Source organism: Enterococcus durans (assembly GCF_002277935.1).
In the GTDB taxonomy this organism is placed as follows: Bacteria; Bacillota; Bacilli; order Lactobacillales; family Enterococcaceae; genus Enterococcus_B; species Enterococcus_B durans.
This window is the reverse complement of record NZ_CP022930.1, coordinates 559,164-584,815: the sequence shown is the minus strand read 5'-3', so window position 1 is coordinate 584,815 and position 25,652 is coordinate 559,164. Positions and strand designations below refer to the sequence as shown.

General features: G+C 38.0%; 22 protein-coding genes and 1 tRNA gene. 18 read left to right on the top strand and 5 right to left on the bottom strand.

All coding sequences use genetic code 11. The annotated features are described in order from the left end of the window. Positions 1–45: 45 nt before the first annotated feature. Together nrdE and nrdH are read right to left on the bottom strand one after the other, a co-directional pair. Positions 46–2,205, bottom strand: a complete 2,160-nt coding sequence (gene nrdE, locus CJZ72_RS02835) for a class 1b ribonucleoside-diphosphate reductase subunit alpha (RefSeq protein ID WP_081134078.1) — start codon at positions 2,203–2,205, stop codon at positions 46–48. Positions 2,206–2,342: 137 nt separating this feature from the next. Next, positions 2,343–2,567 (bottom strand): glutaredoxin-like protein NrdH, encoded by a 225-nt coding sequence (nrdH, locus tag CJZ72_RS02830; protein WP_081134079.1) that lies wholly within the window; start codon positions 2,565–2,567, stop codon positions 2,343–2,345. 399 nt (positions 2,568–2,966) lie between these two features. Here nrdH and CJZ72_RS02825 point away from each other — a divergent pair, with 399 nt between their 5' ends. The 7 genes from CJZ72_RS02825 (at position 2,967) to CJZ72_RS02795 (ending at position 11,024) form a co-directional block, all read left to right on the top strand. Continuing rightward, on the top strand, positions 2,967–3,434 hold the full coding sequence (locus tag CJZ72_RS02825; RefSeq protein ID WP_081134080.1) for a FeoA family protein: 468 nt from the start codon (positions 2,967–2,969) through the stop codon (positions 3,432–3,434). Between the two features lie 5 nt (positions 3,435–3,439). Continuing rightward, on the top strand, positions 3,440–5,572 hold the full coding sequence (gene feoB, locus CJZ72_RS02820; RefSeq protein ID WP_095443604.1) for a ferrous iron transport protein B: 2,133 nt from the start codon (positions 3,440–3,442) through the stop codon (positions 5,570–5,572). A gap of 1 nt (position 5,573) precedes the next feature. After that, complete coding sequence (locus CJZ72_RS02815; RefSeq protein ID WP_016177900.1) at positions 5,574–5,717, top strand: hypothetical protein; 144 nt, start codon at positions 5,574–5,576, stop codon at positions 5,715–5,717. Positions 5,718–6,298: 581 nt separating this feature from the next. Beyond that, positions 6,299–6,931 carry a GntR family transcriptional regulator gene (locus CJZ72_RS02810; RefSeq protein ID WP_005878951.1) on the top strand — a complete coding sequence of 211 codons (633 nt, stop codon included), beginning with the start codon at positions 6,299–6,301 and terminating at the stop codon, positions 6,929–6,931. Positions 6,932–7,130: 199 nt separating this feature from the next. Next, a complete protein-coding gene (locus CJZ72_RS02805; protein ID WP_005878949.1) occupies positions 7,131–8,324 on the top strand; it encodes a quaternary amine ABC transporter ATP-binding protein in 1,194 nt (397 codons plus the stop codon). Further along, complete coding sequence (locus CJZ72_RS02800) at positions 8,317–10,044, top strand: ABC transporter permease/substrate binding protein (RefSeq protein WP_081134082.1); 1,728 nt, start codon at positions 8,317–8,319, stop codon at positions 10,042–10,044. Before CJZ72_RS02805 ends, CJZ72_RS02800 begins: the two co-directional genes overlap by 8 nt. 176 nt (positions 10,045–10,220) lie before the next feature. Next, entirely contained in the window at positions 10,221–11,024 is an 804-nt protein-coding gene (locus tag CJZ72_RS02795; RefSeq protein ID WP_081134083.1) for a Cof-type HAD-IIB family hydrolase, read from the top strand. A gap of 181 nt (positions 11,025–11,205) precedes the next feature. Here the strand turns inward: CJZ72_RS02795 and CJZ72_RS02790 are convergent. Continuing rightward, a tRNA-Lys gene (locus CJZ72_RS02790) sits at positions 11,206–11,278 on the bottom strand. A gap of 319 nt (positions 11,279–11,597) precedes the next feature. Further along, a complete protein-coding gene (locus CJZ72_RS02785) occupies positions 11,598–12,542 on the bottom strand; it encodes a tocopherol cyclase family protein (protein WP_095443603.1) in 945 nt (314 codons plus the stop codon). Between the two features lie 253 nt (positions 12,543–12,795). Between CJZ72_RS02785 and CJZ72_RS02780 the strand changes: the two genes are divergently transcribed. The 9 genes from CJZ72_RS02780 (at position 12,796) to CJZ72_RS02740 (ending at position 22,210) form a co-directional block, all read left to right on the top strand. Next, positions 12,796–13,362 (top strand): DUF1836 domain-containing protein, encoded by a 567-nt coding sequence (locus CJZ72_RS02780; protein ID WP_081134085.1) that lies wholly within the window; start codon positions 12,796–12,798, stop codon positions 13,360–13,362. Beyond that, on the top strand, positions 13,352–14,209 hold the full coding sequence (locus CJZ72_RS02775; RefSeq protein ID WP_005878938.1) for a DegV family protein: 858 nt from the start codon (positions 13,352–13,354) through the stop codon (positions 14,207–14,209). Before CJZ72_RS02780 ends, CJZ72_RS02775 begins: the two co-directional genes overlap by 11 nt. Before the next feature lie 225 nt (positions 14,210–14,434). After that, complete coding sequence (locus CJZ72_RS02770) at positions 14,435–15,118, top strand: MIP/aquaporin family protein (RefSeq protein ID WP_081134086.1); 684 nt, start codon at positions 14,435–14,437, stop codon at positions 15,116–15,118. Positions 15,119–15,464: 346 nt separating this feature from the next. Next, entirely contained in the window at positions 15,465–16,169 is a 705-nt protein-coding gene (yycF, locus tag CJZ72_RS02765) for a response regulator YycF (RefSeq protein ID WP_005878934.1), read from the top strand. A gap of 3 nt (positions 16,170–16,172) precedes the next feature. Beyond that, on the top strand, positions 16,173–18,008 hold the full coding sequence (gene walK, locus CJZ72_RS02760) for a cell wall metabolism sensor histidine kinase WalK (protein ID WP_005878932.1): 1,836 nt from the start codon (positions 16,173–16,175) through the stop codon (positions 18,006–18,008). Next, entirely contained in the window at positions 18,005–19,315 is a 1,311-nt protein-coding gene (locus tag CJZ72_RS02755; protein WP_095443602.1) for a YycH family regulatory protein, read from the top strand. The genes walK and CJZ72_RS02755 overlap by 4 nt, the downstream gene beginning before the upstream one ends. Beyond that, positions 19,316–20,188 carry a two-component system regulatory protein YycI gene (locus CJZ72_RS02750; protein WP_095443601.1) on the top strand — a complete coding sequence of 291 codons (873 nt, stop codon included), beginning with the start codon at positions 19,316–19,318 and terminating at the stop codon, positions 20,186–20,188. A 51-nt stretch (positions 20,189–20,239) separates the two neighbouring features. After that, positions 20,240–21,049, top strand: coding sequence for an MBL fold metallo-hydrolase (locus tag CJZ72_RS02745; protein WP_005878927.1), 810 nt, complete (start codon positions 20,240–20,242; stop codon positions 21,047–21,049). Between the two features lie 225 nt (positions 21,050–21,274). Continuing rightward, the gene (locus CJZ72_RS02740; protein WP_081134128.1) at positions 21,275–22,210 is read left to right on the top strand and encodes a hypothetical protein; all 936 of its coding nucleotides are present in this window, start codon (positions 21,275–21,277) and stop codon (positions 22,208–22,210) included. A 297-nt stretch (positions 22,211–22,507) separates the two neighbouring features. On the opposite strand, the gene CJZ72_RS02735 is transcribed toward CJZ72_RS02740, so the two are convergent. Further along, positions 22,508–23,176, bottom strand: coding sequence for a CPBP family intramembrane glutamic endopeptidase (locus tag CJZ72_RS02735; protein WP_005880132.1), 669 nt, complete (start codon positions 23,174–23,176; stop codon positions 22,508–22,510). A gap of 336 nt (positions 23,177–23,512) precedes the next feature. On the opposite strand from CJZ72_RS02735, the gene groES reads away from it, so the two are divergent. Together groES and groL are read left to right on the top strand one after the other, a co-directional pair. Then, positions 23,513–23,797 carry a co-chaperone GroES gene (gene groES, locus CJZ72_RS02730; RefSeq protein WP_005880134.1) on the top strand — a complete coding sequence of 95 codons (285 nt, stop codon included), beginning with the start codon at positions 23,513–23,515 and terminating at the stop codon, positions 23,795–23,797. A 52-nt stretch (positions 23,798–23,849) separates the two neighbouring features. Then, the gene (gene groL / locus CJZ72_RS02725; RefSeq protein ID WP_005880136.1) at positions 23,850–25,475 is read left to right on the top strand and encodes a chaperonin GroEL; all 1,626 of its coding nucleotides are present in this window, start codon (positions 23,850–23,852) and stop codon (positions 25,473–25,475) included. Positions 25,476–25,652: the final 177 nt, after the last annotated feature.

Below are 25,652 nucleotides of genomic sequence, written 5' to 3'. Positions count from 1 at the left end.
GCTCCTTTATTTGAAATACAGTCCTAAATATTCTTGATTACCCAATTAGATGACACAGCTTTCACATTGGTTGCTGCCGATTTCTTCTGCATCGTCTGTGAAGGTACGTACGTAATAAATTGATTTTACACCTTTATGGAAAGCATAGTGTCTTAAAATATTTAGATCACGCGTCGTTTGTTTGGTTGTTGTTTTCCATTCATAAAGCCCTTCTGGAATTTCAGAACGCATGAATAAAGTTAAACTCATTCCTTGGTCGACATGCTTTTGTGCAGTGGCGTAGATATCGATCACTTTTCGCATATCCATATCATAAGCAGAAGTATAATATGGAATTGTTTCGTTTGAAAGATAAGGTGCTGGATAATAGATTTTACCGATTTTCTTTTCTTGGCGTTCTTCGATCATACGAGTGATCGGATGGATACTTGCACTTGTATCGTTGATATAAGAAATTGATCCATTTGGTGCAACAGCCAAGCGGTTTTGATGATACAATCCATCTTTCATGATTGCTTGTTTCAAGTTTTCCCAGTCTTCAGCACTTGGGATAAAAATGCCAGAAAATAATTGTTTCACTTTTTCTGATTTTGGTTGGAACTCTCCAGTAACATATTTATCAAAATAAGTACCGTCTGCATAAGCTGATTTTTCAAAATTATGAAATACTTGTTTTCGTTCACGAGCAATCGCGTTGCTTTCTACAAGTGTCCAATAGTTTAGTAACATGAAATAAATATTTGTGAAGTCCAATGAATCTTCAGAGCCGTATTCCATTTGTTCTTTGGCGAAAAATGTGTGTAAGCCCATTGCGCCTAACCCAATCGTATGGTTCAATTTGTTTCCATGTTGGATTGGTGGAACAACGTCGATATCTGAGGCATCTGTGATATAAGTCAATGCACGAGTCATTGTACGGACTGAATGACCAAAATCTGGGCTATCCATCAAGTTGACGATATTTGTTGAACCTAAGTTACATGAAATATCTGTTCCCAATACTTCATATTCTTGTTTTCCATTGATAACAGAAGGTGTTTGTACTTGTAAAATCTCAGAGCATAAGTTGCTCATGATGATTTTTCCATCGATTGGATTTTCACGATTGGCTGTATCGATATTGATAATATAAGGATAGCCAGATTCTTGTTGTAATTTTGAAATTTCATTTTCAAGATCGCGTGCTTTGATTTTTTGTTTACGGATATTAGGGTTAGCGACCAAGTTATCGTATTCAGCAGTGATGTCGACATAAGAAAATGGGACACCGTATTCTTTTTCAACGCTATAGGGACTGAACAGATACATGTCTTCATTTTTACGTGCTAATTCGTAAAATTTGTCAGGCACGATGACACCAAGAGAAAGTGTTTTAACACGAATTTTTTCATCTGCATTTTCTTTTTTTGCTGAAAGAAAGGCAATGATATCCGGATGGAAAACATTCAAATAAACCACGCCAGCTCCTTGACGCTGACCTAACTGATTTGAATAACTGAAACTATCTTCATAAAGTTTCATTACTGGAACAACCCCGCTAGCAGCTCCTTCATATCCTTTGATTGGCGCACCTGCTTCACGCAAATTAGAAAGTGTAATACCTACACCTCCACCAATACGAGACAGTTGTAGAGCTGAGTTGATGGAACGACCAATCGAATTCATATCATCTGTCACTTGTGTCAAGAAACAGGAAACTAATTCACCGCGTCGCTTGCGCCCAGCATTCAAGAATGAAGGTGTAGCTGGTTGATAGCGTTGGTGGATCATTTCATCGGCTAAAGAAAGAGCAAGGTCTTCGTCACCATTTGCAAAATAAAGAGCATTGAAAGCTACACGATCTTCATAAGATTCTAAATATGCAGAACCATCGTTTGTTTTTAATGCATACTGTGAATAAAATTTATAAGCAGCCATAAATGATTTAAATGTAAAATGTTGTTTGTCTAAAAATTGATATAGCTTTTCAATAAATTCAGGGGAATAAAGCTGAATAAATTCTGATTCCAAATAATCATGAGTGATTAAATAATTGATTTTATCCATTGCTGTAGCAAAAGTCATTGTATTTGGTTTAACATTTTCCTCAAAAAATGCAGTCAATGCTTCTTTATCCTTATTTAAAGGGATCTGACCATTCACAGGTCGATTGATCTCATTGTTTAACTTAAAATAGCTGACATCTTTTAATTGTTTAAGACTCATAAATACGCCCAACCTTCATTTCTTATTTTGGTAAATTCTTTCTTTTGATGCTGTAAAAAAGGATTTGGGGGATGTTCGGGCAAAGAGTCCTCACTTCCATCAAATCCGATTAGAGATACATTCCAATTGACAGTTCATTAGCTAGCAAGTTTGCGTAATTGATCTGGACGGAAACCAATCACTGTTTCAACGTCTGAAGTGATCACAGGTACACTTTGAAAGCCTTGTGCTTTTAACCAATCGATGGCTTCAGGTTGTTCATCGATATTGACTTCCTCAAAGTCGATTTGGTTGTCCGCTAAAAAGCGTTTGACCATCTTACATTGCATACAATTGTTTTTTGAAAATATTTTTACGTTCATTTTTGTTTTCCTCCTGACTCTGCTGTTTATCTATAATGAATAGTATAAAACTATTAGTAAAAAAGTCAAACGACAGACACTACATGTTGTGTTGTGGAAACTGTGGAATACTATGTTTTGTGGTTTTTGAAAAACAGCTGAAAACAAGCGTTAAGTGAAAAAAAGCTTGTTTTAGTACAGCAAATACTGTGGAAAACTTGGGAAAAAGTTTTTTTTTACACACAAAAATCAAAAGAAATGAAAATACGCTCAAAAAATCACAAGTAACATTGACATTCTCAATTAGAGAGAGTATTCTTTGTGAGAATGATTCTCAATAAATGAGATGGATTGGGACTGAATGGATAGATAAAATGGAGAAAAGTTATAGAAGACTTTTTTCACAAGAAGGGAGCTTTGATGGAAACTTTAGAAGAAGCCAAACTAAATCTTGTGTATCAGATTGAAAGAATACAGACCAGTGACTCAGTCAAAAAGCACTTGCAAAATTTAGGAGTTATCATAGGAAGTAAAATCGTCGTTATCAATCGATCTGGCAGCAACTCGATTTTACTCCTAAAAAATAATCGGATCGCGGTCAACCGTGAGTTATTAAGCCAGATTATCGTAAAAAAAAGCGAGTTCTCCGAAGAAAGTTGGACTTCGCTTGACCAGCTTACTACAGGCGAAAGTGGTGTGGTGGTTGCCATTCATGGGAAGGGTGCAGTGAAACGACGTCTGATGGATATGGGTGTGACTAAAAACGTGCGTGTTACTGTACGAAAATTAGCACCGTTAGGCGACCCTTTAGAAATCACATTACGAGGGTATGAATTGACACTCCGTAAAGAAGAAGCATCCTTGATCCTGGTTCAAAAAGAGGAGTAGATAAAATGAAAGTTGCACTAGTCGGTAATCCAAATAGTGGAAAGACGAGTCTGTTCAACGCATTGACAGGCGCAAATCAATATGTGGGAAACTGGCCCGGCGTGACCGTCGAAAAAAAAGAAGGGCACTTGAAGAAACATCCTACCATCTATATTCAAGATTTACCGGGGATCTATTCCCTTTCCCCCTATACGCCTGAAGAAGTGATTGCTAGAAATTATCTGATTGATGAACGGCCTGATGTGATCGTCAATATCGTAGATGCCATGAATTTGGAAAGAAATCTTTATTTGACTTCACAATTGCTTGATTTAGGTATTCCCGTTATTGTGGGATTAAATATGATGGATGTCGTTAAAAAAGACGGTCGAAAAATCAATAGTGAAAAATTAAGTTATGGGTTAGGCGTTCCTGTTGTTCCTATCAGTGTATTGAAAAGGGAAGGACTAGGAAAAATAACAGAAATGATCATACAAGCGACCTATAAGAAGCTGCCAACACCGCTCTCTTGTACATATGATGATCGCCTAGAAGCAGCATTGCATGAAATTGAGGATGTTTTAGACAAGAGTGTTCCCGTTTTTAAACGATGGTATGCGATCAAACTGTTTGAGCGCGATCCTGAGATTCCGAAAGGTCTAAAAATTTCTGCAAAGCAATTAAAGGAAGTCGAACAATTGATCCGTTTGACTGAAAAGATATTTGATGAAGATAGCGAGACGATCATCATCAACGAACGGTACGAATGGTTGACCCAATTAACGGCTCTTTGTGTGGTCACAAAGGACTCTTTTCAGCTTTCTATCAGTGATAAGATCGATCGGATCGTTACCAATCGGTGGTTTGCATTACCTATTTTTGCTTTTGTTATGTGGTTTGTCTATTATCTAGCCATCCAAACGATTGGGACGATCGGAACCGACTGGGTCAACGATACGTTGTTCGGTGGTTGGTTGCCAAACCATATTGAACAGTTATTAGTTGAGTGGCAAGTAGCTGACTGGATGCAACAATTGATTTTAAATGGGATCATTGCTGGAGTTGGGGCTGTTTTAGGATTTCTCCCACAATTAATCGTTCTTTTCTTATGCTTGAGTTTCTTAGAGGACTGCGGCTACATGGCACGGATAGCGTTTGTGATGGACAGATTGTTCCGAAAATTTGGACTTTCAGGAAAATCATTTATTCCCATGCTGATTGCTACTGGTTGTGGGGTGCCGGGTGTAATAGCAAGTCGAACGATTGAAAATGAGCAGGACAGACGGTTGACGATCATGGTCACTACATTTATGCCCTGTTCTGCAAAATTGCCTATCATTGCATTGATTACTGGAGCATTTTTCCCTCATGCTTCATGGGTTGCTCCTTCTGCCTATTTTTTAGGGATGACTTCCATCGTCATCTCTGGGATCATGTTGAAGAAAACCAAATTATTTGCTGGAGACACGTCTCCTTTCATCATGGAATTGCCAACTTACCATTTGCCGCAATGGTCGATCATTCTAAGACAGACATATGATCGAAGTAAGTCATTCGTGAAAAAGGCTGGCACGATTATTTTTGTCTCAAGTATCCTTATCTGGTTTACATCTTCATACAATTTTATCGGACAAGCTGTGCCTGAAAGTCAAAGTATCTTAGCAAGCTTTGGACGTGTGATTGCCCCTATTTTCCAACCGCTTGGCTGGGGAAACTGGCAAGGGACTGTGGCTACCATCACCGGTCTGATTGCGAAAGAAAATATCATTGGTACCTTTGGCATTTTATTTGGGCACAAAGAAGTTTCTGAAAATGGTCAAGAAATTTGGCTGGCATTGCAAAATACGTATACATCTGCTGCTGCTTATTCATTTTTAGCATTCAATTTGCTATGTGCTCCTTGTTTTGCCGCAATTGGCGCAATCCATCGGGAAATGAATTCTGCGAAGTGGACGATGATCGCAGTAGGCTATCAATGCGGTTTTGCTTATTTGATCAGCTTTATTATCTATCAGCTCTCTCACTTGTTTGAAGGGGGACATTTAGTCATCCCAACTTATTTGGCAGGGATATGTATCGTTGGTATCTGTTATGCATTATTGAAAAAGAAAGCAAAGACTAGTAACGTATTAACCATTTCGTTAGAAGGTGAACAATAATATGGCAACATTTTTATTAAGCGTCTTGATATTTGGCAGTGCAGCAGCTATCGTTTATTCGCGATTAAAATCAGGAAAAACATGTGATGAATGTAAAAGTGCCTGTCCTGTAAAGAAGGTTCAGAAGAAAACGATGGTGGACTGATTTCTAGTTAGAAAAAATCACATCTGCATAAAGAAATGTACGAAATAAACATAAATTAAATAAGCAAAATAAAGTGCCACATGTGAATGTCTTCGTTGACTATTTCCGTGTGGCGCTTTATTTCCTCAAGCATGATCTAATGCTCAGGTCATAGCGCTAGGTTCACAACAATCAACGGTGTTCACCTAGCTGACCTTCGGCATTAAATCATAACTACTCAAAACATGAAGAGCTGTTTCGAGTAGCTTCTCTTTAATGCTCAGGTCATAGCGCTGAGCTCACAACAATCAACGGTGTTCACCTAGCTGACCCTCGGCATTAAATCATAACTACTCAAAACATGGAGAACTGTTTCGAGTAGTTTCTCTTTAATGCTCGGGTCATAACGCTGAGCTCACAACAATCAACGGTGTTCACCTAGCTGACCTTCGGCATTAAATCATAACTACTCAAAACATGAAGAGCTGTTTCGAGTAGTTTCTCTTTAATGCTCGGGTCATAGCGCTAGGTTCACAACCTTTTGCTTATTTTTCTTTCCCATAGTAAGATGGAACAGAAAAGTAGAAGAGAGAGGAAAAAATATGGCTGGGAAGAAAAAAATCGTTCGGCCGAGATATCAACAGATTGCTGTTGATTTGGCAGAACGGATTGTGGAAAATCGTTACAAAATCGGTGAGAAAATACACGCGAGATCTACGTTAGCAAGTACATATAATGCATCTCCTGAAACGACGAGAAAAGCGATCAATGTGCTAGTCGATCTTGGAATCATGGAGGTTCGTCACGGAAGCGGCGCCTTTGTAGCATCAAAAGAAAAGGCAAAAGATTTTTTGTTGCAATATCAGGATGTCCAATCGATCCAAGAAACAAAAGCGGAGATCATGGCGAGTGTGGAAAAGCAACAAGAAGAGTTGGATCACTTTTCTCAATTACTGGATCAACTGGTAAATCAAACGAAGAGGATCCACAAGATGAACCCCTTATTGCCGTTTGAACTATTATTGACGAATGAGGCAACGCATCTCGATCAGTCAATCAGCGAGTTGAATATCTGGCAAGCAACTGGTGCGACGGTGATTGCAATCTCGCATGAAGAAGAGTTGCTTGTGTCGCCTGGCCCATATGCTAAATTTACTGCGGGGGATACAGTCCACTTTATTGGAAATGAATTTACATTACAGCGAATGACTAATTTCTTTTATCCAGAAAATTAGCGTTGCAAGTGAGTTGCTTTTTCTCATCAAATTTTAAGCTTAGTAAATCCCAATCTAAAAGGGATTTGCCGAGCTTTTTTTCGTTTGATTAAAAGAATATAGTTAGCGTTTTTGACAAAAGTGACTACACGATGTTAGTATAGTGTGGTCACTTTTTTCAGAAAGAAAAATGAATTTACATAGGTAAAGGAGAATTTGTTTGGTAAAAGTTGAAGTAAAAAATTTAACAAAGATATTTGGTAAAAAAACGCAAGCTGCTTTGGAAATGATGAAGAACCGTCAACCAAAGACAGATATATTAAAAAAGACTGGCGCGACCGTTGGTGTTTATGATGCAAGTTTTGATGTGCAAGAAGGAGAAATCTTCGTGATCATGGGGCTTTCAGGTAGTGGAAAATCAACATTGATCCGCTTACTGAACCGATTGATCGAGCCGACTTCTGGAAATATCTATATTGATGGAGAAGATATTTCAAAATTAAGTAAAGAAGAACTTCGTGAAGTACGCCGCCATAAAATCAATATGGTTTTTCAAAATTTCGGCTTATTCCCTCATCGGACGATCTTAGAAAATACTGAATATGGATTAGAAGTTCGTGGAGTACCAAAAGAAGAACGGCAACAAAAAGCAGAGCAAGCATTGGAAAATTCAAGTTTGCTTTCGTTCAAGGATCAATATCCTAGTCAATTATCTGGAGGCATGCAACAGCGCGTCGGTCTAGCTAGGGCATTAGCGAATGATCCAGAAATCTTACTGATGGATGAAGCTTTTTCTGCTCTTGATCCTTTGATCCGTAAGGAAATGCAAGATGAGTTACTTGATTTACAAGCGAACGTACAAAAAACAATCATTTTTATCACACATGATTTAAATGAAGCATTACGTATTGGTGATCGAATCGCTTTGATGAAAGATGGCGAAATCATGCAGATTGGGACTGGTGAAGAAATTTTGACCCATCCAGCGAATGATTACGTCCGTGAATTTGTTGAAGAAGTCGATCGTTCAAAAGTACTGACTGCCCAAAACATCATGGTACCTGCTTTAACGACGAACATCGAATCAGATGGGCCAAATGTAGCACTAACTAGAATGAGGAATGAAGAAGTAAGTATGTTGATGGCTGTTGATAGAAAAAGACATCTTAAAGGGATCATTACTGCAGATCAAGCATTAGAAGCAAGACGTCAAAAACGTCCATTGATTGATTTCTTAGATGAAAATGTAACGGTGATTGGTAAAGATATGGTGGTTAGTGATATCTTCAATATCATTTATGACTCCCCAACTCCTCTAGCCGTTGTGGATAATGGCAAACTAAAAGGTGTTGTCATTCGCGGTAGTGTAATCGAAGCATTAGCAGAAACGAGTGAGGTGAGTGATGATGAATAATTTATTGAACTATCGATTACCAGTCGCTGATTGGGTAGAGAACATCACAGAATGGTTTACAACGACCTTTGCAGGATTATTCTCATTTTTACAAACAATTGGTCAAGCAGTAATGTCAGGGATCACTAATTTACTTTTGGTCATTCCCGCACCATTGTTTATCTTGATATTAACGATTATTGCTTTCTTTATTTCTAAAAAACGTCCAGGATTAACGCTCTTCACACTGATTGGCTTATGGTTTATCTATAATCAAGGATTGTGGACAGACTTGATGAACACAGTAACGCTCGTTTTATTATCCAGCGTTATTTCTATCGTCATTGGTGTGCCACTAGGTATTTTGATGGCAAAAAGCAGTAAAGCTCAAAGTATCATCAAACCAATTCTTGACTTTATGCAAACAATGCCAGGATTTGTGTATTTGATTCCAGCAGTTGCTTTCTTTGGGATTGGTATGGTGCCTGGGGTATTTGCCTCTGTCATCTTTGCTTTACCACCGACTGTTCGTTTTACGAACTTAGGGATTCGCCAAGTACCAAAAGAGTTGGTCGAAGCGTCTGATTCATTTGGTAGTACAAGCTGGCAAAAATTATTCAAACTAGAATTGCCATTAGCTAAAAGTACGATCATGGCTGGGATCAACCAAACAACGATGTTATCTCTTTCAATGGTTGTCATTGCTTCAATGATTGGGGCACCTGGCTTAGGACGTGGCGTGTTATCTGCTTTACAACGTGCGCAAGTCGGTAACGGATTCGTTAATGGGGTAGCATTAGTCATCTTGGCGATCATCATTGACCGTTTCACACAGCATTTGAACCAACCAAATAATAAAAAAGCAGTAAATGGCTCAAAACAACCAAATAAAAAGCGTCAAGGGATCATCATTGGGGCTGTAGTCGTAGTGCTTTTAGGTGCGATCGGTTTAGGTAGTTTTTCAAGTGCAAAAGAAACGAAAAAAATCAATCTCTCTTACGTTGAATGGGATACAGAGGTCGCTTCAACAAATGTTGTTGCGGAAGTGTTAAAGGGAATGGGCTATGATGTTACAATCACTCCTCTTGATAACTCCATCATGTGGGAATCTGTTTCAAAAGGTGAGTCAGATGGGATGGTTTCTGCATGGTTGCCAAAAACACATGGTTCACAATATGCACAATACAAAGATCAAATCAACGATCTAGGTGCCAACTTAACAGGTGCTAAAGTCGGCCTAGCTGTACCTAGTTATATGGATGTCAACTCTATTGCAGATTTAACTGACCAAGCAGATAAAAAAATTACTGGGATCGAACCTGGTGCAGGCGTCGTCAATGCAGCGGAAAACACGGTCAAGCAATACGATAATCTAAAAGGATGGACTGTCGAAACTTCCTCATCAGGCGCAATGACTGTTGCTTTAGGACAAGCAATCAAAAAGCATGAACCAATTGTGATCACCGGTTGGACACCACATTGGATGTTTGCTAAATATGATCTGAAATATTTGGAAGATCCGAAAAAAGCGATGGGAGATGCTGAAGAAATCCACACAGTTGTACGTAAAGGATTAAAAGAAGATCAGCCTGAAGCTTATAAAGTATTAGATAAATTCCATTGGACAGAAAAAGATATGGAAAAAGTCATGTTGGAAATCAACAATGGAAAAGAACCACAACAAGCAGCACAAGACTGGATCAAAGAAAATCAAAAAACAGTCGATAGCTGGAAAGAATAAGAATACTTTTCAAATTCAATGGGGAATAAGAAAACATCTAGCGTAGAAGAACCAATTCTATTCTAGATGTTTTTTTGTAAATGAGGTTGCAAAAATCTGAGCATGGATTGACTTGTTGCTGCCAGTTGTTACACTGAGGAAAGAAGGACATTTTAGTGAGTAGGGGAGAGTAACACATGATCAAATTGATATTGACTGATTTAGACGGAACATTTTTGGATAGTAAGGGTAGCTTCGATAAGGAGTTTTATCAACAAGTAAAAGGATCGATGGATGACCAAGCGATTTACTTTGCTCCTTGTACAGGAAAACAATGTGAACGTGTAGAAGAACTTTTTGGACCAGAACTTTCTAAGGATTTATGGATCTTAGGTGATAGTGCGACACGCATCAAGCACAACAATGAATACGTTTACGAATCGTTGTTGCCGAATGATCTTGGAATCAAACTGATCAATAAACTAGAAGAAATTGCCAATGATTATACGATCATTGCTTGTACGCCGACTGCAGCGATGATCAAAGAAACTACGTCTGAAGAGGACAAACAGATGGTGAGAGGTTCCTATCGAGAAGTTCAATTGGTAGAAGAGCTTAATAAAATAACCGAAGATTTTGTGAAGATCACTGTCTATGATAGAAAGAAAAGATGTTTTGAGTATGTAAAGGAACTGATGGAGTTCAAAGAACAGGCATATATCATTGCTTCTGAAGCCGCATGGATCGATATTTCAAATGCGGGTGTGCATAAAGGAACGACAGTGAAAGAATTGCAAAAGCTGTTAGGGGTCACCAAGGAAGAAACGATGGCATTTGGTGATGGTTTAAATGATATCGAATTGTTGAATGCTGCTACGTACAGTTTTGCGATGGAAAATGCTTTTGAGGAAACAAAAGCAGCAGCGAATTTCATCACTCGATCAAATGATGAACAAGGGGTACTACAGACGATTCAAAAAATAATTGCATTACAAAAATAGTATAACATTAGTTTTGCTAAGAGGTATCCTCAATAAGTATAGAATATCGAATCAAACGCAAGCAATGATGAGTGAATACCCAAAAATCCTACCCGAAAACAAAAAAATGTCATCACGTACATCTTTTTCGAAACTACCGAAGTAGCCAAAGATGTACTGATGACGTGGGTTTGGCACCCAATGGGCCGTGAGGGGCTCGAACCCGCGACCCGCTGATTAAGAGTCAGCTGCTCTACCAACTGAGCTAACGGCCCATATGAAAAGTACTTTATAATAGTAGCACTATGGATTTTAAAATGCAAGTCTGCGTTTGTAAAAATTCAAAAAAAACTTTACTTCTTTATAGGAAATCATTCATAGATTATTCATAAATGCCCCCTATTATATAAGTATACCAACCAACAAAAGTTCTTGTAAGAGAACAAACCCTAACACTTTTTCATTTTTTTACTCCTTCCCGCCGTTACCCGCGGCGGGTCTCCTAATCTTAACGATGCTTAAAGAAACAAAGAGAAAAGTCCCCACTGAAAGTTCACTTTCAATGGGGGCTTTTTATTCATTCTGGTTGCTCTATCAGTAAGTGTATCCATGCAAATTCCCGACTTGTTCGAATCCAGCAGCGATTCCTGACTGATGGAACACAATCTGTTTGTTCTTTTGTAAAGTCACTGTCATCTCAGTACTAGCTTTTTCCCGAATGACACGATTCATCAGTCCTTTGTGAGGAGCCATCAATGGATGCCCCCCATTTTGCAGGACTTTGATCTGTAATATATATTTTTTTTGCTTGATTGTTATAATCAGCTGGTTTTCTTCGCAGAAGATATCCATGATCTTGGCACCATAATAAGTAGCAAAACGATATTCTTTCCCGTGATAATGCAATACAGAGATGATACCTAAAAAGCGGCTACCCATAAAGGGGATTTCTGCTGCAGAAAAGAAAAAATTCGCTTCGGAAGTCGCAAACTGATTACATTGTGCCCAGAGATACGTAGCTGGAAAAGAACTGCCCCAATCTTTTTCCAAATAACCAATACCGTTCGTAAAATCAATGATTTTTCCATTCCATACTAAAGTTCCCTTTAAAGAATGCCTCATACTTAAGATGCCATGGTAACACTCCATAAATGAGAGATAAGAAAAAGGCCCCATAATACTGGGAGCATAGGTTGATTTGTTTAGCACAGTAAAATCGCCAAATGTGATCGTCCCTTGGATCGTTAAGTTCGGACCTTTTAATGACAGAAAAAGTCCTTTTTCACTAAATACATTTGTCCCGATCTTAACAAATAATTGATCTTCTTTGATCCATAGATCTTGAGGTTCAAAATAGAACATTTCGGAATGCTCATGATTGATGACTTGGATAAAGGGATATTTCAGGCCATCTTCCCCAACTGAATAACCGGGAATAAAGGCATAAACGTCTTTTTCGATTTGTTGCTTAAAATACCATCCTTCAAAAAAAGGATATTTTCTTTGTTCCCCTTGGAAGTATTTATCTGTTGAAATCATTCTCGTTCCCTCCGTTCAGGTACATTTTACCATGGGAGATTGAAAGCCTATGCATAAAAGGCTTCTTGATATAGAGAAGATCTATTACCCAGTTAGTTAGTCATAACAAGTGGGCAATTGTATTTGTTTTTTCTCAATATTTTTTTAAAATGCAAAATTAATATAAACTTTTCATCTAGTTAAGGTAACTAGATTGAATGTTTTTGATAACTTTGATAAGATGTAAATGAAAACAAAAAAGGGAGATAAAACCATGGAAAAGATGAAGCAACAATTAATCGAGTGGGGAAAAGACCTAGAAGATTTCCACTTGCCACATTGGGAAGAACTTCCTGATTTAGATCTTTATATGGATCAAGTGAGAACATTAGTCGATCGCTATCTTTCTCCAGTCATTCAAGGAGAAAAGCATCCTTTACTTACCTCATCAATGGTCAATAATTATGTGAAACTTGGGATGATACCAGCGCCTGTCAAGAAAAGATATAACAAAGAACATGTGGCATTTTTGATTGCGATCACGACTTTGAAACAGGTCTTGACGATTCCTGAAATCAAGGAAGGTATCTTATTTCAAGGGAAAACAGTAGGAATCCGCGAAGCCTACAATCTATTCTGCTCTGAACAAGAAACTGCGGTCAAAATGGTCAGCCGACTAGCGCAAGGAGAAAATTATCCACCGTTCCTTGATCAAGAAACGCCGGTGGAATATATTGCTGTTCGGTCTGCCACGTTGTCTTTTGCGATGAAGTTATTGGCAGAAAAGACGATTAGCTTAGAAACAGAGTATTTAATTGAGGAGAAAAAAAATGAAAAATAAAATTGCTATTTTAGTAGATTCTGGTACAGATGTACCACAAGAATTGATTGAAAAATATCAGATGTATGTTATCCCATTAAAAATCATCTATAAAGATAAAGTTTATACAGATAAAGTCGATATTACGCCAGAAGAGATCTATCAAAGATTACCGCAAGAAATCCCTGGAACCTCTCTACCAGATGGCGAAACGATCACTAAGATTTTTGAAAAGATCAAAGCAGATGGCTACGATAAAGTGTTAGCTATTACTATTTCTAGTGGGTTAAGCGGTACTTTCAATATCGTACGACTGATCGCAGAACAGCAAGAAGAATTGGAAGCGCATGTATTAGATACGAAGAACATTGGAATCGGAGCAGGTTTCTCTGCGATCCAAGCAGCAAAGTGGTTAGAAGAAGGAGTCGAATGGCAGACATTGATCGACAAGTTGAACGAACTAGTTGAGCACACAAAAGTGTTCTTCAATGTAGCGACTTTAGAATATCTGCAAAAAGGTGGACGTATCGGTTTGGTTGCTTCTATCCTTGGGAATGCGTTAAAACTAAACCCAATCATCTCTTGTAACGACGAAGGTATTTATTATACTGTTGGCAAGGCAAGAGGTCGTAAGAAAAGTTTAGATAAAACAGTTGGCTATGTGCGCGAACGAATTGGCACAGCTAAAGTGTTCAATCTAGCGGTTGCACACGGTGATGCGAAAGAGGAAGCCATCGCAATGGTGGAAAGACTAAAAACTGAATTTCCTCAAGCACAGCACGTTTACTTTGGACAAATCTCTCCAGCGTTAGTTGTCCATACAGGGCCGGGATTGCTAGGTGTAGGAATACAAGTTTTGGAAAACTAAATAATCGTTGAAAAGAATACCAAGAATGTAGTGAAGAAGTCTTTCGAAAAAGTCAGGCTGGAAATCCATCTGTGAAGGACAAACTATTTTCTTGGTAATTTTTGCGGAGTTTTCCATTAATGGAGCTACGTAAGGAGGACATTTTTTAAATGACACAATATTTAATAATATATGTTATTGAAAGTTTGCAGAAAATGTTATAATCAGAAGCGGAGGTGTTTTTTTATGAAAAAAGGAATTGCTGAACTTATTGGTACGTATATTTTAGTTTTTGTAGGAACGGGAGCGGCTGTACTAGGCGGTGGTGCTTCAGGAATCGTCGGTACTACTGGGATTGCATTGGCTTTTGGTTTGACGATCATTGCAGCAGCATATAGTATCGGAACGATTTCAGGTGCACATCTGAACCCAGCTGTTTCAATTGCAATGTGGTTGAACAAACGCATTACAACAACTGAATTATTTTATTATATTGCGGGACAGATCGTTGGGGCTTTTGCGGCGTCATTATCCTTGGCGGGCATATTAGATTCTGCTGGTAAAGGTGTCGACAATCTAGGGCAAAATACATTTGAAATGGGTGTAGGTGGTGCCTTGGCAGTTGAAATCATCCTCACATTTATTTTTGTATTAGTGATCATGACAGTGACAAGTCCAAGCAAAGGAAACAGTAGACTAGCAGGGATCGTTATTGGATTGACATTGACACTAGTCCATTTCGTGGGTGTACCGTTGACTGGAATGTCTGCCAATCCAGCTCGTAGTCTAGCACCAGCATTCTTAGTAGGCGGACAAGCATTGGATCAAGTTTGGGTATTCGTAGTAGCACCAATCGTCGGGGGAATCATTGCGGCACTTGTAGCAAAATACCTCTTGGAAACCGAAGATCTAGATACCATCGAAGCTTGATGTGAGGTCAGTGTCATTCTGAGTGATGACAGCAAGAAACTGTAGAAGCGAGAAACAGAAATATTCGTTTGAAGAATCGAAAATGGAAATGCTAAGGTTCAAGGAATAAAGGTCAAAAAAATGTTCTTAAAATTTTGAGGATATTCGCTTTATTCTTAGAAAAGTGTTTGCCATAGTCATCGATTAGTCGAATCTAGAGGTGAGACAAAAGTGGTTTTTACTTTTGTTCCACCTTTTTTCTTTTAAAAAAGGCTTTTGAGACCTTGTTTTTTACAGAGATGAAACATATTCGGAAATAAGTTATAATAGAAGAGTATGACAATAAATAAAAAAGAGGTGGCTCTTTATGAAAAAGATTTTAGTTGTCGATGACGAAAAGCCGATTTCGGATATCGTCAAATTTAATTTAGCCAAAGAAGGCTATGATGTTTACACTGCTTATGACGGGGAAGAAGCCTTGGAAAAAGTGACTGAGGTAGAACCTGATTTGATTTTACTGGATTTGATGTTGCCAAAAATGGATGGACTGGAAGTGGCTCGTGAAGTACGCAAAACTTACGATATGCCGATCATTATGGTAACGGCAAAGGATTCTGAAATCGATAAAGTCTTAGGACTAGAATTAGGCGCAGATGATTATGTCACCAAGCCATTTTCTAATCGTGAGTTAGTCGCTCGGGTCAAAGCAAATCTTCGCAGAGGAGCAACTGCATCTAAAGAAGTAGAGGAAGAAACGCCGTCAGAATTAGTGATCGGCGATTTGACGATCCATCCAGATGCGTACATGGTAACCAAACGAGGAGAAACGATCGAATTGACACATCGTGAATTTGAATTGCTCTTTTATTTAGCCAAACATATTGGTCAAGTGATGACCCGTGAACACTTATTACAAACTGTTTGGGGTTATGACTATTTTGGGGATGTACGAACAGTGGACGTTACAGTACGACGTTTACGCGAAAAAATTGAAGATAATCCGAGTCACCCTAATTATTTAGTGACGCGTCGAGGTGTCGGTTACTATTTACGTAACCAAGAACAGGAGTAGTTGATGAAAAGGAAAGTCCGCTTTTTTCGATCAGTCAATTTTAAAATAGCCATTACATTTATTTTGATTTTGCTGATCTCTATTGAAATTATTGGAGCGTATTTCATCCGAGGACTGGAACGTTCAACGATCAATACGTTTATCAAAGATATGAATCAGACGGTTGAATCATTAGCAACTACGATCAGCCCTGAGTTGAATCGTAAAGATAGTGCAGATACAGACGAAGTAAATGCGAATATCAAGCGATTTATTGAAACGAGTGCATCTAGCGATATTCTGGAGATGCGTGTGGTGGACGAAAAAGGGATCATACGTGGGACAACAGATGTGAGTGAGCAAAGTTCTATTGGTAAAAAAAATGATTATGTCGACATCAATGACTTCACAACCAAACGCTATGTAGCACTCGACAATGACGATAAGCGGGTGAACATCAATATTCAACCTATCCTATCCCCGACCGGTGATGCCGTTATCGGGGCTCTTTACGTCAAAAGCAATATCGAACAAAAATATTCAGAAATCAATAATACCGCACTTATCTTCTTTACTGCCTCATTGATTGCTGCATTTATCTCTATGATCGTTTCCGTCCTAGTCGCGCGTTCCATCACCCAACCAATCGGAGAGATGCGTGAGCAGGCGATTCGGATCGCTCGAGGAGATTATAGTCGGAAAGTCAAAGTCCATGGTCAAGATGAATTGGGGCAACTGGCTGATACATTCAATCAATTGGCTGAACGTATCGAAGAAGCACAAGATACGATGGAAGCTGAAAGAAATCGGCTAGATAGCGTCCTTTCTCATATGACAGATGGAGTAATTGCCACAGACCGTCGAGGCAAGGTGATCACGATCAATGACATGGCGATCTCATTGTTGGATGTAAAAAATGAAGAGGCGATCGGACAGTCGATCTTAACACTACTGGACATTGAAGAAGAGTACACGTTACGAAAATTGTTGGAAGATCCGAATGAAATGGTTCTCGACCGTTCAACGGGATTGATGGAAAGTGACCAAATGATTTTACGCGTAGAATTTTCGATGATCCGCAGAGAATCTGGATTTATCAGTGGTTTAGTTGCGGTTCTTCATGATGTCACAGAGCAAGAAAAAACAGAAAGAGAACGACGTGAGTTCGTATCGAATGTTTCACATGAATTGCGGACACCATTGACGAGTATGCGCAGCTATATCGAAGCATTAAGTGAAGGTGCTTGGAAAGACGAAGAAGTTGCCCCTAACTTTTTAAAAGTTACGCTAGATGAAACGGATCGGATGATTCGGATGATCAATGATCTGCTAAATCTTTCAAGGATGGATACAGGAAATACGCAACTTCAACTAGAATATGTGAATTTCAATGAACTAGTCAATTTTGTACTTGACCGATTTGATATGATGGTTGGTAATCAGGAAAAAAATTATCGGATCAAAAGAGAATTTACCCAAAGAGATCTATGGGTGGAAATCGATACAGATAAGATCATTCAAGTGGTGGATAATATCATGAATAATGCAATCAAATATTCTCCAGATGGTGGAACGATCACCTGTCGATTACTAGAAACACACAATAATGTGATTTTAAGCATTACAGACCAAGGGCTAGGGATTCCTAAAAAAGACTTGAACCGAGTTTTTGAGCGCTTTTACCGTGTTGATAAAGCACGAGCAAGAGCCCAAGGAGGAACTGGGCTGGGTCTTGCGATTTCAAGAGAAGTGATAAAAGCACATCGTGGTGCAATCTGGGCAGAAAGTAAAGAAGGACAAGGTTCAACTTTCTATATTTCTTTACCATATGAACCTTATGAGGAGGAATGGTGGGAATGAAAATATCTGAAAAAGTTGTTCGGATCGGACTGATTTTGATGATTGCTTTAAGCATCTATTTCTCTTATGCCATTTGGTTAAGCCCAGCAGGAAAGACATCGATCAATGTCGATGAAACTAGCTCGCAATTAGTGGAATCTCAAAATTATCGTAAAGCATCAGAGGTATTTCTACCGTTGCATCTAACTTGGATAAATGCTGGATCGCTGAAAGAAACAAACAGTGAGAATCTTATTACCCGTTTACAAACGGTCGTTGAAGGAGCAAGATTTGGTCGACTTTCTGAAGTAGTTTCTGGAAACTTAGAAAAGTTCAATCAGACAAAAACAATTGATGAGGGTGTCGAACTTACGTATAATGCACCTTTGCTTTTAAGCGAATATAAAGATGCCTTTCATTTGAATTTTGATATTTCAGCAATTACCAAGGAAGATGATACGCCTTATTTCAATCGTATCCAATTTGATGAGAAAAAGGATAAAGTACGTTTTATCAATTATTCTGATCACACGATTTATGAGGCGAGTATTTCGATCGATTGGTCGGATCTAGAGAAAGAATTAAAAGCTACAGGTATTAAATGGACAGAAATGAATGCTGAACCATCTATCATGGCAACGCAGTATGATACAAAAAATCCGGTGAAACTGAAGAAATATAGTTACATCTTGTCACAACAACCATATACAGTATTTCGAAATGCTTTTTTTCAAAAACCTGACGAAGTAAAGAATAATGATGAGAGCAGTGAATTGATTTTCTATGATAGAAATGAAACGATGTCGATCCACTCGGACACACAAGTCGTTGATTTTCGGGGAGAAACTCCGGAAGAAGCCTCTGGCGATATTTTTTCCGAAAGTTTCCCTTACATTAGTAAGCTAGGTAGTTCTCTTGGTAATATGCGCTACTTTGATCGTAAGGGAAATAAAATCGATTATCGGATATTTGTAGAAGGATTTCCCGTCTTTGGTTCGGATAGTAAGGGACAGGTTGGAATTGAGATTGGTGATGATTCCGGCGGGTCTGAGGTGAATATCCAAACAAGTTTGAATACGATCCAAGTGCCGATCCCTTCTGATGAGGAAGTAGAATTACCAAATACAGAAAATGTGATTCAAAATTTAGTCGATAAAGGTGCAGATAAAGGGAAAATCCAATCGATCATCGTAGGGTATACATGGCAAAATATCAAAGAAACGAATCGTGTCGTCGATCTATTGCCAGAATGGTATGTGAAATATCAAGAACAATGGTATTCCGTAAGTGAGTTGCTTGTAAGGTTACCAGGATCGGAGGCGAAATAAATGGATTTTAAAAAGATTGAATGGATCTTTTTCGTTGCCTTTTTAGGTCTTAACATTTTCTTATTCAGTAGTTACCATGATGCTGTAAATCAAGAAAACAATGTTATTCGCTCTGATCAAACAGAATCGATCCAGCAACGCCTTGCCAGTGATGACATCTCATATACAGGGAAAATCTCCTCTGAAAGTCGTCAAGGGTATTACCTTAGTGCAGAAGAAACAGATCTTAGCAGTGAACTGACGGATTATCGCCGTAGTTCAGATAAAAGAGGTTTGTTAAGTAGCGGGGTCGTATTAAATGATGATGTGCTAACAAAGACATTATCAGAAACAGAATCAGAAAAGAGTACGTTTGATCCTGATCAGTTAGGTCATTCTGTTGCAGATTTTTTAGCTAATAAAGATGATGTATTGTTTGGCACTGATTATATTTATATGAAGCATTTCTCGACACTAGGTGGAGACTCTCCTGAAATTGAAGCAAGTCAAGTGTACGAAGGTTTACCTTTCTATGATGATACAGCGAAAATCGTGTTTTCATTGGATAAGGTAGATAACCGCTACGCAGTCACCAAATACACCCAGACACATCTTTCAGGTATTGAACAGCTGCGTGAGAAAACAGAATTACACACAGAAGAAGATGCAATCAAAACATTATATATAAATAACAAAATTTCCCGAGGTTCAAAGATTTTATGGCGACAATTGGCGTACTCCTGTATTCTTAAAGTACGTGAAAAAAATGTTTATGTACCTATCTGGTATGTAGCAATCGAAACAGCTGATAAAGTAACACAAGTTGAATCAGTCAATGCATTCAGTAATACGATTGTTACAAATAATACGATTCCAAAGGTGGAAGATCATTAAAAAAGTAGGTATAATGAAAAAAGTTTACAAAGTAAGAAGGGAAGTAGTGAAATGGCTGAAGAAAAACCAGCTTTCAAAATCAGTATCCTAGCAAGCGGAAGCTCTGGAAATTCACTTTATATTGAAAGTGATAAAAAGCGACTTCTGGTGGATGCTGGACTCAGCGGGAAAAAAATTACTTCTTTAATGGCACAGATTGATCGGACACCTGACCAGTTAGATGGGATTTTAGTAACGCATGAACATCGAGACCATATTCATGGGGTCGGTGTATTAGCGAGAAAGTATCATTTAGACGTCTTTGCCAATGAAAAAACTTGGGAAGCGATGTCGCCGTTGATCGGAAATGTTCCAATTGAGCAAAAACATTTATTTGAAATGGGGAAGGTTCAAACTTTTGGCGATCTAGACGTTGAAAGTTTTGGGGTATCACACGATGCAGCAGCACCTCAATTCTATCGTTTCTACAAAGAAAATCGGTCATTTGTCATGTTGACAGATACCGGATATTGTAATGATCGTATGCGTGGGATCATCAAGAATGCAGATGGCTATCTTATGGAAAGCAATCATGATCTGGAAATGCTTCGTATGGGACCTTATCCGTGGAATCTAAAGCAACGGATTCTAGGGGATCGAGGCCATCTTTCTAATGAAGACGGGGCACTAGTCATGACAGATGTGATTGGTGACCGAACAAAACGGATCTATCTGGGACATTTAAGTAAAGAAAACAATATGAAAGAACTTGCGCATTTAACCATGGAAAATGTCCTTAAAGAAAAAGATCTAGGCGTTGGTTATGACTTTGATGTCTATGACACAGATCCAGATGAAGCAACGGAACTATTTTCAATATGATCGATCCATGATTAGAGAAAAGTAGTTGTATCTATACACTAAAAAAAGAATGTTCTCTTCATAACAAGTTAGGACTCACAAATTTTTGTGAATCCTAGCTTGTTTTTTTGTCATCATAGATCAGAACAACTATTTCTAAATGAAGAAATAATGATGGCTTGTTTGTTCCAAGAATCGGTTATGCTCAAAGCAATCAAACGTTTGATCCAAAAAAGGGGAAAGAAAATGAGAAAAAAAACTAAATTAGTGTTAACCGTAAATCAAAGACGTCATATTGAACGTGAACTACTCAGAGTGACAAGTGTAACAAAGGTTGCTAGATCTAGCCATGTTCCTCCAAAATTAGTAAAATTCGTCAAACAAGAACTAATCAAAAAAAAGAAACTCACAGGAAATGAAATAAGGCAGTCTGTCAAAAAGAAGACGAATGCTTTTCAAAAGGAAAGTGTAAAATCAACGCCGGTAAAAACTGTAGAAAAACAAAAAGATTTAAGACAGAAGCAATCCGATGATACGGCAAAAATGTCGTCGAATCGGGCGAGAAAAAAGCAAAATCTAGAGAGAAGCATACCCAATGTGTCAGGTAAGAGGAATACAAACAGGCAAGAATTGAAAATTAGTACAAAAGCGCAAGTTGAACGTCTAAAATATAAATATAAAAGACAAAAATTAAAAACTTACAGAAATAAATTAAAGCTTGATTTAAACAAAATCGACATGATTGAAAAAGAAGTAAACCTAGAAAGAAGAAAAGTGGAGCTAGAGAGAAAAGAAGTAGATCTAGAAAGAAGAGAAGTGGACTTTAAAAAAAGAAAAACAGACCTAGAAAAAAGAGAATTGTGCTTAGAGAGAAAAGAAGTAGACTTAGAAAGAAGAGAAGTAATTATAGAGAGAAAAAATCTAGAACTGATAATGAAAGAACAAAATATCAAACAAACAAGTGAGAGACCAGAAATAAATGAACAAAGGCAGAAACGAATGTACTTGGACTCATCCTATATACATAAACAAAAATTATTACATGATAAAGAAATCGGTGGAGTTGAAGCAGAAACCTATATGAGTATTACGGATCTGAAGAAACGTGGGTATGAATTTATGTCTAATAAGAAAATTTTGCATGAGAGGACTGAGTCGGCAATAAGATCTCGTCAGGACTAAGGTAACGTTCATTGAAGATATCATCGTAGAACTATTTAGAAAAATTGGCGAAGGGATTCTGCATGTGCTAACTTTCAGTTGTGTATCGAGAAAGAAAAGTAGAAGTGACAGAAATAAGGAGAAAAGCAACAGATAAAACAAGAAAATAATCCTGTTTCTGGCAATGAAGTGTTATCTAAAAAAAGACAGTAAAAAAATAAAAAAGCTTTTCCTATAAAAATGAACGAGCTGTTTATGCTGGTATCGTTCTATTTTTTATTGAAAGCTTTTTTATTTTTATCAAATCAATGGTAATTTTTAATAGGAAAGCAATCCTTTTTGGATAGCGAGTTGGACAATCACGACAAGCGTGTTCATTCCGACATGAGTAATCATTGATGTCCAAATTCGACCAGTTACCTTATATTGTAAGCTGAAGAAAAAACCTAAGAAAAAGTAGATCAATAAATGTCCGTCATTATGTGCGAACGCAAAAAGCAAGGAACTAACAATGGCACCTACCCAAAAATTACTATATCTTCCAACAATACCCAAAATGCTGCGACGAAAGACGAATTCTTCCATGATCGGTCCAGCAATCGTAGTTGCGACAATGAAGGCTGGCGCTTCAAGTATCATTTGGATGATATTTTGTGTATTTTCAGAAGGCGCACTTTCTCCAAATAAAAATGTTTCCAATGTTACAGCTAAACTTTGCAGAATCAAGGCGATAAAAATACCAACAAGTCCATAAAGAATGATTTTAGGTACAGAAGATCTAGGAACTGCTGCTTCGATGGATAAAGGTTCCCTTTGTCTAAAATAAAGGAAGGCTAAAACGATCGCACCTAAAATATAAGCAATTGCTGTCGCAGTAATCAAATCTGTGGTTGTATGGACGATTCCAACAGAGGAAAGGATCAAAGGTGAAAGGAAAATCAATCCATAGCAAAAGATACTCAGAAAACTATATTTTTTTAATGACATAAGGTCCTCCTTAAAATTAGACAGAATAACGAGGCTTGGACAGAAGTGTTTAACTCCGAGAAATAAGAAGAAATCAATGAAAATTGTTTTTCAAATTTTTGTGGATTTCGGTTTATTTAAGAAGGAGTTGCTTCTGCTCCCACGCTTTCTTTAATTATAACATACTTCATTTACCTTCTTTTGTTTTGAAACGTAAGGGATAACGTAAAAATTATAGAACTTCATTTAAAAAGCTTGCAAAAAAATGGAAGAATGAGTATTATTAAAAATGTAGGTTAGCACTCGACTTGTTAGAGTGCTAATGAATTCAAAAAAGAGTTATCGGAGGGATTTATCGTGTTAAAACCATTAGGTGATCGCGTCGTTATTGAAGTCGCAAAAGAGGAAGAAAAAACTGTTGGAGGAATCGTTTTAGCTTCATCAGCTAAAGAAAAACCACAAACTGGAACAGTTATCGCAGTTGGTGAAGGCCGTTTGTTAGAAAACGGGGAACAAGTTCCTGCTGCTGTAAAAGTAGGCGACCAAGTAATGTTTGAAAAATATGCCGGTACAGAAGTGAAATTTGAAGGAAAAGAATATTTGATCGTCGCTGGAAAAGATATCATGGCGATCGTTGAGTAAAAACAAAGCAATCAATTAAAATGAATGAAAAATTTTGATGAGGTGAATAGATATGGCAAAAGAATTGAAATTTTCAGAAGATGCTCGTGCAGCAATGTTACGTGGCGTAGATAAATTAGCAGATACAGTGAAAGTAACATTAGGGCCAAAAGGTCGTAATGTCGTATTGGAAAAATCATATGGCTCACCATTGATCACAAATGATGGGGTAACGATTGCGAAAGAAATCGAATTAGAAGATCATTTTGAAAACATGGGAGCAAAATTAGTTTCTGAAGTTGCTTCAAAAACAAACGATATTGCTGGTGACGGTACAACAACTGCTACAGTCTTGACTCAAGCAATCGTACGTGAAGGATTAAAAAACGTTACAGCAGGAGCTAATCCTTTAGGTATCCGCCGTGGGATCGAATTAGCAACAAAAGCTGCTGTAGAAGAATTACACAATATTTCAACTGTTGTTGATTCAAAAGAAGCTATTGCACAAGTAGCGGCTGTTTCATCTGGCTCTGATAAAGTAGGACATTTGATTGCTGACGCTATGGAAAAAGTTGGAAACGATGGTGTAATCACTATCGAAGAATCAAAAGGGATCGAAACAGAATTAGACGTAGTTGAAGGAATGCAATTCGATCGCGGTTACTTATCACAATACATGGTAACTGACAATGATAAAATGGAAGCTGTTCTAGAAAATCCATACATTTTGATCACTGATAAAAAAATCTCTAACATTCAAGACATCTTGCCATTGTTAGAACAAATCTTACAACAATCTCGTCCATTATTGATCATTGCAGATGATGTGGATGGCGAAGCTCTACCAACATTAGTCTTGAATAAGATTCGCGGAACATTCAACGTTGTCGCTGTCAAAGCTCCTGGATTTGGTGACCGTCGCAAAGCAATGCTTGAAGATATCGCTATTTTGACTGGTGGTACAGTGATCACTGATGACCTAGGCTTAGAATTGAAAGACGCAACGATCGAAAACCTAGGAAACGCATCAAAAGTTGTTGTGGATAAAGACAACACAACAATCGTTGAAGGATCTGGCGAAAAAACAGCTATCGAAGCTCGCGTTCAATTGATCAAAAATCAAATCGCTGAAACAACTTCAGACTTTGATCGCGAAAAATTACAAGAACGCTTAGCAAAACTTGCAGGTGGTGTGGCTGTCGTTAAAGTCGGTGCTGCAACTGAAACAGAGTTGAAAGAATTGAAATTACGCATTGAAGATGCATTGAACGCAACACGTGCCGCTGTTGAAGAAGGTATGGTTTCTGGCGGGGGTACAGCATTAGTGAATGTCATCGGTAAAGTTTCTGCAGTAGATGCAGAAGGTGACGTTGCTACAGGTATCAAGATCGTTGTTCGTGCATTAGAAGAACCAATTCGTCAAATTGCAGAAAATGCTGGTTACGAAGGTTCAGTAATTGTTGATAAATTGAAAAATGTTGAATTAGGAACAGGATTCAATGCCGCAACAGGCGAATGGGTAAACATGGTAGAAGCTGGTATCGTTGACCCAACAAAAGTTACACGTTCAGCATTACAAAATGCAGCATCTGTTTCTGCATTGTTATTAACAACAGAAGCTGTCGTAGCTGACAAGCCAGAACCAGCGGCTCCAGCAGCGCCAGCAATGGATCCATCAATGATGGGCGGCATGATGTAGTATTTAAGAGAGAACCTTGATATATCTGGGTTCTCTCTTTTTTTTAATTTATAGAAGAGTAAAGTAAAGAGTATAATCTAGTTTATTATTGGTGAGTAGGTAATAATAAATGTGCCATCACAACAAAGAGTAAATAAAACTTTAGAACTACACGAACAAATATCTACATTAAGAATT

Coding starts and splice junctions, on each gene's coding strand:
- nrdE (WP_081134078.1), bottom strand. CDS start 2,205: ATGAGTCTTAAACAATTAAAAGATGTCAGCTATTTTAAGTTAAACAAT.
- nrdH (WP_081134079.1), bottom strand. CDS start 2,567: ATGAACGTAAAAATATTTTCAAAAAACAATTGTATGCAATGTAAGATG.
- CJZ72_RS02825 (WP_081134080.1), top strand. CDS start 2,967: ATGGAAACTTTAGAAGAAGCCAAACTAAATCTTGTGTATCAGATTGAA.
- feoB (WP_095443604.1), top strand. CDS start 3,440: ATGAAAGTTGCACTAGTCGGTAATCCAAATAGTGGAAAGACGAGTCTG.
- CJZ72_RS02815 (WP_016177900.1), top strand. CDS start 5,574: ATGGCAACATTTTTATTAAGCGTCTTGATATTTGGCAGTGCAGCAGCT.
- CJZ72_RS02810 (WP_005878951.1), top strand. CDS start 6,299: ATGGCTGGGAAGAAAAAAATCGTTCGGCCGAGATATCAACAGATTGCT.
- CJZ72_RS02800 (WP_081134082.1), top strand. CDS start 8,317: ATGAATAATTTATTGAACTATCGATTACCAGTCGCTGATTGGGTAGAG.
- CJZ72_RS02795 (WP_081134083.1), top strand. CDS start 10,221: ATGATCAAATTGATATTGACTGATTTAGACGGAACATTTTTGGATAGT.
- CJZ72_RS02785 (WP_095443603.1), bottom strand. CDS start 12,542: ATGATTTCAACAGATAAATACTTCCAAGGGGAACAAAGAAAATATCCT.
- CJZ72_RS02780 (WP_081134085.1), top strand. CDS start 12,796: ATGGAAAAGATGAAGCAACAATTAATCGAGTGGGGAAAAGACCTAGAA.
- CJZ72_RS02775 (WP_005878938.1), top strand. CDS start 13,352: ATGAAAAATAAAATTGCTATTTTAGTAGATTCTGGTACAGATGTACCA.
- CJZ72_RS02770 (WP_081134086.1), top strand. CDS start 14,435: ATGAAAAAAGGAATTGCTGAACTTATTGGTACGTATATTTTAGTTTTT.
- yycF (WP_005878934.1), top strand. CDS start 15,465: ATGAAAAAGATTTTAGTTGTCGATGACGAAAAGCCGATTTCGGATATC.
- walK (WP_005878932.1), top strand. CDS start 16,173: ATGAAAAGGAAAGTCCGCTTTTTTCGATCAGTCAATTTTAAAATAGCC.
- CJZ72_RS02755 (WP_095443602.1), top strand. CDS start 18,005: ATGAAAATATCTGAAAAAGTTGTTCGGATCGGACTGATTTTGATGATT.
- CJZ72_RS02750 (WP_095443601.1), top strand. CDS start 19,316: ATGGATTTTAAAAAGATTGAATGGATCTTTTTCGTTGCCTTTTTAGGT.
- CJZ72_RS02745 (WP_005878927.1), top strand. CDS start 20,240: ATGGCTGAAGAAAAACCAGCTTTCAAAATCAGTATCCTAGCAAGCGGA.
- CJZ72_RS02740 (WP_081134128.1), top strand. CDS start 21,275: ATGAGAAAAAAAACTAAATTAGTGTTAACCGTAAATCAAAGACGTCAT.
- CJZ72_RS02735 (WP_005880132.1), bottom strand. CDS start 23,176: ATGTCATTAAAAAAATATAGTTTTCTGAGTATCTTTTGCTATGGATTG.
- groL (WP_005880136.1), top strand. CDS start 23,850: ATGGCAAAAGAATTGAAATTTTCAGAAGATGCTCGTGCAGCAATGTTA.